The sequence below is a fragment of the Rathayibacter tanaceti genome (assembly GCF_001634385.1).
GTDB lineage: Bacteria > Actinomycetota > Actinomycetes > Actinomycetales > Microbacteriaceae > Rathayibacter > Rathayibacter tanaceti.
Genome location: NZ_LIIN01000131.1, coordinates 1 through 7,596 on the forward strand (window position 1 = coordinate 1; position 7,596 = coordinate 7,596).

Consider the following 7,596-nt stretch of genomic DNA (forward strand, 5'->3'; position numbering starts at 1 on the left):
ATCCCGAGCTCGGCCGGCACCCGAGCGTGCCGACGCTGCTGGTGACGGGCGGCGCCGACCCGATCGCCCCCGGAGGCGAGCAGCTGGCCGAGGAGGCGGGGGCGCGCTTCGTGAGCGTCCCGGGCCGCGACCACACCAGCACCGTGCCCGCACGCGCATTCAAGGACGCGGTGCTGGGGTTCCTCGCCGAGCGGGGCTGACGGGCGGCGTAGCATCGCCGACATGCAGGCGATCCGCGTCGAGAACCTCGGCCCCGACTCCCGACTCGTGCTCGAGGAGGTGCCGACGCCGAGCCCGGCCCCCGGCGAAGTCCTGCTCCGGGTCGCGGCGGCGGGGGTGAACCGCGCCGACCTGGGCCAGCGCGCGGGCGTCTACCCGCCGCCGCCGGGCGTCTCCGAGATCCTCGGCATGGAGGTGTCGGGCTCGGTGGTCGCGCTCGGAGCCGGCACGACGGGGCCGCGCCCGGGCGACGAGGTGTGCGCGCTGCTCTCAGGAGGCGGCTACGCGGAGTACGTCGCCGTCGACGTCGGGCTGCTCCTGCCGGTACCGGAGGGGGTCGGCCTGGTCTCGGCCGCGGCGCTGCCGGAGACAACGGCCACCGTCTGGTCGAACCTCGTCATGGTCGCCGGGCTCGGTGCGGGCGACACGGTCCTGATCCACGGCGGCGGGAGCGGCGTCGGCACCACCGGCATCCAGATCGCGGCCGCCCTCGGCGCTCGGGTCGCCGTCACCGCCGGGAGCCCGCGCAAGCTGGACGCCTGCAGCGCGCTCGGTGCGGACATCCTGATCGACTACCGTGCCGAGGACTTCGTCGACCGGATCCGCGACGAGACGGACGGCCGCGGGGTGGACGTGATCCTCGATCCGGTCGGCGGCGACTACCTCGCCCGCGACCTCGAGGCGCTCGCGACGGGCGGGCGGGTGGTGTTCATCGGCAACCAGTCCGGCGGCCTCGGCTCGCTGGACCTGGGCGTGCTGATGCGCGCACGAGGGTCCGTGCACGCCACGACGCTCCGCGCCCGGCCGCTCGACGAGCGGCGGGAGATCGTGGAGCAGGTGCGGTCGCGGGTCTGGCCGCTCGTCGCCGACGGGACGGTGCGCCCGGTGGTCGACGAGGTGATCCCGCTGGCCGAGGTCGAGCGGGCCCACGAGCGGATGCGCACGTCCGGGCACATCGGCAAGCTGCTGCTGACCCCGTAGCCGCGGGGCGTGCAGGGCCGGCTCAGGTCCCCGAGCGCAGCAGCCCGAGCGAGCGGTTGATGCCGTCGACATCGACCGCGGCGGGATCGAAGGAGGCGCCGGCCGCGAGACCGAGCGCGTCGAGCGCCTCCGCGTGGTCGGGCGAGGACGGGTCGGTCGCGCGCGCACGGTGTCGGCCCAGGCGGCCGGCCCGCCGGAGGCGTCGAGCGGAGCGGCGCCGCGCGCCTGCGTGCAGCGCGGGAGCGCGGCCGTGAGCGGAGAGATCGCCTCGAGGCGGATGACGTGTCGCCACTCGTCCTCGAGGTCGTACACGTAGAACAGTTCGTCCTGCTCGGCCTCGAGCACCTCGGCGAGCACGACGGACGACTCGTCGATCATCGCGGCGCCCAGCTCCTCGGCGTCCGAGGGTGAGCCGATCGGCGCCTGCTCCTCGTCGGGCACGTCGACGCTGAAGTAGTGCGGCTGCGCGTCGGTCCAGCCGAGCGAGAGCTGGAGGGCGAGGTGCAGATCGCGCAGCGACGACTCGGACGAGAGCTCGAGGCGGCGCCAGACGACGGGCTTGGTGCCGAGGAGCGCGACGTGGAGGGTGTAGGCGGTCGCGGTGTCCTGCGTCGCCTCGTCGAGGATCTCGAGGCGGGTGGCCTCGCGCTCGCCCAGGAGCACGACGGTCGCGCGGACGACCGAGGCGAGGACGGGGGCCAGGCCCTCGGGCACCACGTAGCCGAACTCGGGAGAGTGCAGGAGCAGGCCGAGCTCGGCGGCGTCGTCGAGCATCCGCTCGGCCGAGCCGACCGCGCGCTCGCGCTCGTCGAGCGCCTCGTCGAGCGCGACTCCGATCTCGGCGGCGAGCTCGTCGACCAGCTCGCCCACGACCAGGCCCGGGTGCATCGCGGCCTGACAGGCGACGGCGATGCGCACGAGCACCGCGTCGGTCGTGGTGACGGCGCGCTCGGCGGGCGAGAAGGCTCCCTCCTCGTCGTCCGAGGCGATGAGCGCGGCCTGCGCGCTGAGGGTCCAGAGCTCGAGGAACCGGGCGACGTAGGCGACACGCTCCGCCACCGCCTCGTGCGCGTCGGAGCTGCGCCAGAGCACGGCGGCCTCGCCGAGGCTCGCACCCGAGCCCTCGGACTCGAGGACGGCCGAGCCGACCAGGGCGTCCCACCAGGCCGAGACTGGGATGCGCACGGCGTCGTCGCTCGGTCGATCCGGCTGAGGGGATGCCCGCCTCGACCGCGATCTCGCGGGCGGTGCGCTCGGTCAGACGCGCCTCCTCGGCGGCGGCGAGGTGCTCGACGACGACATCGGCGGCGTGCACGAGGACGGTCGCCCGCACGGCCGACAGCTGCTCCTCGGCGGGGACCTCCTCGAGGTCGGACAGGTCGTCGAGGACGGCTTCGACGAACGAGCCGGCGAGGTCGAGGACCTCGTCGAGCACGGCCTGGCACTCGTCCAACTCTTCGTCGGTGCCGGTCCAGAGGTCCTCGTCGCTCAGGAAGTCGAGGAAGTGCTCGATGACCTCGGCGACGGTGAACAGGGTGTCGTCGAGATCGGCCTCGTTCTCCTCCCCCGAGAGGTCGGCCTCGATCTGGTCGAAGACGGCCTCGAGGAGCTCGGCGTCGGGCTGCGCGAAGGAGCCGCGGGGCCGGAGATCCCGGGTCATCGCGAAGAGGTCGGTCAGCACTTCGACCGTCTCGTCGACCTCGAGGTGCTCGTGCAGAGCACCGACATCGGCGAGATGCTTCCGGTACCAGCTGCGGAACCTGACCATCAGCGCGGTCTCGGCGGTCCGACCGCCTCCCGACCCGCCCTGGTCGCCCGACCGGCCACTGCCGGATCGTCCCTGATTGCGCTTCTTGCCCATGATTCCTCCGCGACCGCTCCACATCCCGACGAAGCGCTCTACCTTATCGGAGCGGCGGCGTCGGGACCCCGGCCGCGGACGGTCACGATCGGGCCCGTGCAGGTGCGGAGACGGTGCGTCGGACGATGCGTCGGACGATGCACGGCCCCGGGATCCTCGACGATGCCGGCGCCCTCAGCGCTCCGCCGCGACGAGCGCGACCAGCGCGTCGATGACCGCGTCGGGCGTCGCGCTCCACATCTCGGACGAGAGGTGGCCGCTCGCCTCCATGCTCGCGACGCCGTGCACGCCGGTCAGGAGGATCGCTCCGGCGAGGTGCGCGCGCTCGGCCCCGACGACTGCACCGACGATGCGGAGGAACTCGGCCTGCGCCCGGGAAGCGGCCTCGATCGCGAGCTCAGGGTCCGCGGCGGGGACGGTGAACATCATCCGGTAGACCTCGGGCTCGTCGCGTCCGACGGCGAGGAGCGCCGCGAGCGCCGCCCGCAGCGGCTCCGCGCGCCCCCGGGGGGGGCGTCCGACCGCCCGAGGTGCTCGAGGACCGCGGTGATGCGGTCCCAGCTCTCGGCGCCGACCGCCGACAGGAGGCTCTCTTTATCGGCGAAGTGCCGGTACGGGGCTCCGCGGGAGAGCTCGGCGCGCGCTCCGACCTCGCGCAGCGTGACCTTCTGCGGGCCGCCCTCGTTCAGCAGCTCGCGAGCGGCGGCGAGCAGTGCGCGGCGCGTGGCGGCGGTGGATTCGGAGCGACTGACCATGCTCCGATTCTACAGTTGACATTGTCAGCCCACATGCTCTGGTTCTGAGATGACAATGTCACCTGAACCCGACTCCCTATCGTGCTGATGAGCTCCGTCGCGGGGCGCCTCGCCCAGCCCACCTACGGTGCCTACTCCGGATCGAAGTACGCGCTCGAGGCGATCGGTGACGCGCTGCGTCGCGAGCTCGCTCCGCAGAGTGTCGGGGTGGTGCTCGTGGAGCCGGGCGCCGTGCGCACCGAGATGGTCGGCCGCGGAGGCGTGACCGCGCGCACGCTGATCGCCGACATGACCCCAGACCAGGAGCGCCGCTACGGCGGGCTGATGCGCGCGGTCCTCGCGCAGTCCGAGGGATTCCTCCGCACGGGGGTCGACGCGCAGGACGCCGCGCGCATCATCGCCAATGCCGCCACTCGCCCCCGGCCGCGGACCCGCTACACGATCGGCGGCGACGCCGCCCTGCTCACCCGACTCGCGCGGAGCATGCCCGACCGTGTCCTCGACCGCGTGCTCGCCGCAGCCCTGCGCCGCTGAGCCGGCTCCACGTCGCCCCTCTCTCGCACCCCTCTCCAGAAAGCAGATCCCATGCCCTCCTTCACTGACGCCGTCGTCCTCGTCACCGGAGCGAACGGCGGCATCGGCACCGCTTCGTGCACGCCGCTCTCGCCGCGGGTGCCGCGACGGTCTACGCCTCAGCCCGAACGCCCCGCGACTGGGCCGACGACCGCGTCGTCCCGCTGGCCCTCGACGTCACCGATCCCGCCTCGCTCGCCGCTGCCGCCGAGCAGGCACCCGATGTCTCGGTGCTGATCAACAACGCCGGCGTTCTGCCGCCGACAGCGAGCCTGATCGATATCAGCGAGGAGGCCCTCCGCCGCACGATGGAGGTGAACTTCTTCGCTCCGCTGCTCGTGGCGCGCGCCTTCGTTCCGGCCCTCGCTGCGGCCGCCGACGGTGTGCTCGTCGACATCCACTCCGTGGCGAGCTGGTACGCCGGAGCGGGCGTCTACAGCGCGTCGAGGGCGGCACTCTGGTCGGCGACGAACTCGCTCCGCCTCGAGCTGGCTCCGCGCGGGATCCACGTGACAGGCGTGCACATGAGCTACGTCGACACCGCGATGGCCGCGCACACCGATGAGGCGAAACTCACGCCGGCCGCGCTCGTCGCCGCCGTCGTCACCGGCGTGCAGCACGGGGCGTTCGAGATCGTCGCCGACGGATTCACCGCGCAGGTGAAGGCCGGGCTGGCCGGTCCGATCGAGTCGCTCTACCCGTCGGTCGCGCCCGCCTGAACACCCGCGCGGAGGTGCCGGGAGCGGTCGCGAGTGTTTCGACTCTGAAAAATCTCGCAGCTCCTCCGCGTGCTGGCTTGCGTTCAGCTCCTCGGATCGGTGGAGTTGCCGGATGACCGACACGACGAGCACGACCGGCGAGGACTCACCGGACACCGGCACCCGATCGCTCAAGAAGGTGATCACCGGCCCGCTGCTGTTCGCCTTCATCGTCGGCGACACCCTCGGCGCGGGCATCTACACGCTGGTGGGGACGATGGCGGCGGACGTCGGCGGCGTGATCTGGCTGCCGCTGCTCATCGCCCTCGTCATCGCCCTGCTGACCGCGGGCACCTACGCCGAGCTGATCACGAAGTACCCGCACGCCGGCGGCGCCGCCCGCTACGTCGACCGCGCGTTCGGCACACCGTACCTGTCGTTCCTCGTCGGCTTCCTGATGATGGCGTCGGGCATCACCACCGCCGCCTCGCTTGCCAACGCCTTCGCCGGCGACTACCTCGGCGCCCTGCTCGAGGTGCCTCCTGCGCCGACCGCGATCGTCTTCATCGCGATCCTCACCCTGGTGAACCTGCGCGGCGTGAAGGAGTCGCTGACCGCGAACCTGGTCGCCTCGGTGATCGAGGTCAGCGGCCTGGTGATCGTGATCGTCTGCGCGGCGGTCTTCTTCGGCGGGGGCAACGGCGACGCCTCCCGCGTGCTCGAGTTCAACCCGGACGTCGCTCCCCTGCAGGGCGCGTTCGCCGCCTCGATCGTCGCCTTCTTCTCGTTCCTGGGTTTCGAGGCCGCGGCGAACATGGCGGAGGAGGTGCGGAACCCGTCGAAGGTGTATCCGCGAGCCCTGTTCGGCGCGCTGATCACGGCCGCCGTGGTCTACCTCCTGATCGCGCTCGGCGCGGTGATCGTGCTGCCCAACGAGGAGCTCGCCTCGTCGAGCGGTCCGCTGCTCGACGTGGTCGCGGCGAGCGGAGTGGCCGTGCCGCCGTGGCTGTTCGGCCTGATCGCGCTGGTCGCCATCGCCAACGGCGCGCTGCTGTTCATGGTCATGGCGAGCCGGGTGGGCTTCGGCCTGGCGACGTCGGGCCTGCTGCCGAGCGCGTTCGGCCGTGTGCTGCCCGGGCGCCGGACTCCGTGGGTGTCGATCGTGGTCGTCGGGGGCGTGACGATGCTGCTCACCCTGATCGGCGACGTCGGCACGCTCGCCGAGACGACCGTGCTGCTGCTCCTGCTGGTGTTCATCGCGGCGAACGTGTCGGTGCTGGTGCTGAAGAAGGACCGCGTCGACCACCCGCACTTCTCGGTGCCGCGCGCGGTACCCGTGCTGGCGACCATCGCGAGCGTCGTGCTGCTGACGCAGCAGACCGGCGTGGTGTGGCTGGCGACGGCGGGGTACGTGGTGGTCGGGACGCTGCTGTTCCTGGCGACGCGCTTCGGCAAGAAGGCGCACGCGGACCGGAGTGCGTCGGACCGCGGCTGAGCGCCGATCTGGCATCGTGGAGCGATGACCGTCTCGCTCGCGCCGATGCCCGCCTCCGCCCTCGCCGCGTGGGTGCGAGTGCAGCGCGCGGCGTACATCAGTGATCGGATGCGCGCCGGCGACGACGAGGCGGCCGCGACCCGCACCGCCGACGCCTCCTACGAGACGTACTTCCCCGACGGCTCCCCCGCGGCCGGTCACGACGTGCTGAGCGTCCTCGACGGGGGCCGACCGGTGGGCTCGCTGTGGCTCGGGCCGCACCCGAGCGACCTCGACGGGGTGTGGTGGGTGTGGGACGTGCAGATCGACGCGGCCGAGCGGGGCCGCGGCCTCGGCCGGGCGGCGATGCTGTTGGCGGAGTCGCACGTGCGCTCCCGCGGTGGGTCGGCGCTCGCCCTGAACGTCTTCGGCTTCAACACTCCGGCTCGCGCCCTGTACGCGTCGCTCGGCTACGAGCCGACCGCTCTGCAGCTGCGCAAGCCGCTCTGAGCAGCGCCCCCGCCGGCGGGCGGGCCGGATCGGCCGCGCGAGGCGGACGGGAGGGCGTCGTCAGCTGGTCGAGGGGATGACCGTCGCGTCGCCACTGCCGGACGGACGCGTCGCGTCACCGGTCCCGGCCGTCCCCGTCGCGGACGCCACTCCGCGGCCGAAGGCCTGGCCCTGGAGGATCGCCCCGAGGTCGACGCCGGTCGCCGACTTCACGCTGTCGAACGTCGCGGCGAGGCCCGCGGCCTGCTCCCGGGCGATGTGCGCGCCGGCGGTGTCGCCGCCGATCAGGGTGACGGTGCCGACGTTCTGGTAGCCCTTGGCGAACTCGGCCATGAGGGCCGGGAGCTGCCCGATCAGCTCGCGGCCGAGGACCGCCTCCTGGTTCTCGCGCAGCGCCTCCGCCTCGGCCTGGATCGCCGCCGCGCTCGCCTCGCCCTTGGCCCGCAGAGCCTCGGCTTCCGCGGCGGCCTTTGGCGCGCAGGGCTTCGGCTTCCGCTCCGGACGTCGCGCGGAGGGCGTCCGCCT

At 72.9% G+C, this 7,596-nt stretch carries 7 protein-coding genes and 3 pseudogenes; 6 read left to right on the forward strand and 4 right to left on the reverse strand.

Features of this window, described 5'->3' with window-relative positions:
• Together ACH61_RS17510 and ACH61_RS16430 are read left to right on the forward strand one after the other, a co-directional pair.
• Positions 1–200: pseudogene (locus ACH61_RS17510) on the forward strand (alpha/beta hydrolase); the annotation flags it as partial.
• Positions 201–222: 22 nt separating this feature from the next.
• On the forward strand, positions 223–1,200 hold the full coding sequence (locus tag ACH61_RS16430; protein ID WP_082845260.1) for an NAD(P)H-quinone oxidoreductase: 978 nt from the start codon (positions 223–225) through the stop codon (positions 1,198–1,200).
• A 168-nt stretch (positions 1,201–1,368) separates the two neighbouring features.
• Here the strand turns inward: ACH61_RS16430 and ACH61_RS18530 are convergent.
• From ACH61_RS18530 to ACH61_RS17985, 3 genes and pseudogenes are all read right to left on the reverse strand, one after another.
• Positions 1,369–2,088, reverse strand: a pseudogene (locus ACH61_RS18530) (plasmid pRiA4b ORF-3 family protein); the annotation flags it as partial.
• Between the two features lie 1,147 nt (positions 2,089–3,235).
• Positions 3,236–3,490, reverse strand: coding sequence for a WHG domain-containing protein (locus ACH61_RS17980; RefSeq protein ID WP_153038870.1), 255 nt, complete (start codon positions 3,488–3,490; stop codon positions 3,236–3,238).
• Positions 3,487–3,816, reverse strand: coding sequence for a TetR/AcrR family transcriptional regulator (locus ACH61_RS17985; protein ID WP_153038871.1), 330 nt, complete (start codon positions 3,814–3,816; stop codon positions 3,487–3,489). The genes ACH61_RS17980 and ACH61_RS17985 overlap by 4 nt, the downstream gene beginning before the upstream one ends.
• An 87-nt stretch (positions 3,817–3,903) precedes the next feature.
• On the opposite strand from ACH61_RS17985, the gene ACH61_RS12995 reads away from it, so the two are divergent.
• From ACH61_RS12995 to ACH61_RS13010, 4 genes are all read left to right on the forward strand, one after another.
• Entirely contained in the window at positions 3,904–4,350 is a 447-nt protein-coding gene (locus ACH61_RS12995) for an SDR family NAD(P)-dependent oxidoreductase (RefSeq protein WP_082845261.1), read from the forward strand.
• A 116-nt stretch (positions 4,351–4,466) separates the two neighbouring features.
• Entirely contained in the window at positions 4,467–5,108 is a 642-nt protein-coding gene (locus tag ACH61_RS13000) for an SDR family oxidoreductase (protein ID WP_330220171.1), read from the forward strand.
• Positions 5,109–5,220: 112 nt separating this feature from the next.
• The gene (locus ACH61_RS13005; RefSeq protein ID WP_068212706.1) at positions 5,221–6,582 is read left to right on the forward strand and encodes an APC family permease; all 1,362 of its coding nucleotides are present in this window, start codon (positions 5,221–5,223) and stop codon (positions 6,580–6,582) included.
• A 24-nt stretch (positions 6,583–6,606) separates the two neighbouring features.
• A complete protein-coding gene (locus ACH61_RS13010) occupies positions 6,607–7,071 on the forward strand; it encodes a GNAT family N-acetyltransferase (RefSeq protein ID WP_068212710.1) in 465 nt (154 codons plus the stop codon).
• A gap of 60 nt (positions 7,072–7,131) precedes the next feature.
• On the opposite strand, the pseudogene ACH61_RS13015 reads toward ACH61_RS13010, so the two are convergent.
• A pseudogene (locus tag ACH61_RS13015) lies at positions 7,132–7,596 on the reverse strand (flotillin family protein); the annotation flags it as partial.